This window comes from Dietzia sp. IBK-p2-15D (assembly GCF_057773105.1).
This window is the reverse complement of record NZ_JBYMTK010000045.1, coordinates 1-502: the sequence shown is the minus strand read 5'-3', so window position 1 is coordinate 502 and position 502 is coordinate 1. Positions and strand designations below refer to the sequence as shown.

Below are 502 nucleotides of genomic sequence, written 5' to 3'. Positions count from 1 at the left end.
CGTATGAAGAGCTTTCTAAATTGAAAGAAAAGAATCATATACAATATTGTGATTCGGGAAAGGGTAGGCATTATGCTTACTCTTTTTTTAATGACACAAAGGCGTGTCCATCGTTTATAAGTCTTGTTATTTCTGAGACGCATAAGAAATAATCTATTATATGGGATTAAAACATATAAAGCAATGCTAGCTAGACAGCAATATAATTTAAGCATCCTGAACCTAGAGACACTAGGCAGGAAAATGAAAGAGGTTTTATTATGAAAAAGATTATTGTAACAACAGAAGAAGAATTTGTAACAGAGGATGGTAGAAAAGTAAAAATACAAAGAATCGAGACAAAAGTTGATACAACAGCAGCAAAAGAAGCAATCGTAACAGGAGCCAAAACAACAGGCCTTGTGGCAAAAACATTGTTCGGTATGGGTAAGAATGTAGCAAAGAATATAAAAGAAACATCAGTAAAAGTTGCAGAAGAATTCAAAGCCGCATATGCAGAAGA

The 502-nt window shown here is 33.7% G+C and carries 1 protein-coding gene; it reads left to right on the top strand.

Going from position 1 to position 502, the window contains the following annotated elements; genetic code table 11:
* Nucleotides 1–260: 260 nt before the first annotated feature.
* Nucleotides 261–502 (top strand): hypothetical protein (locus AC3DEV_RS16770; protein WP_488372829.1); only part of this gene is annotated, 242 nt, incomplete at its 3' end.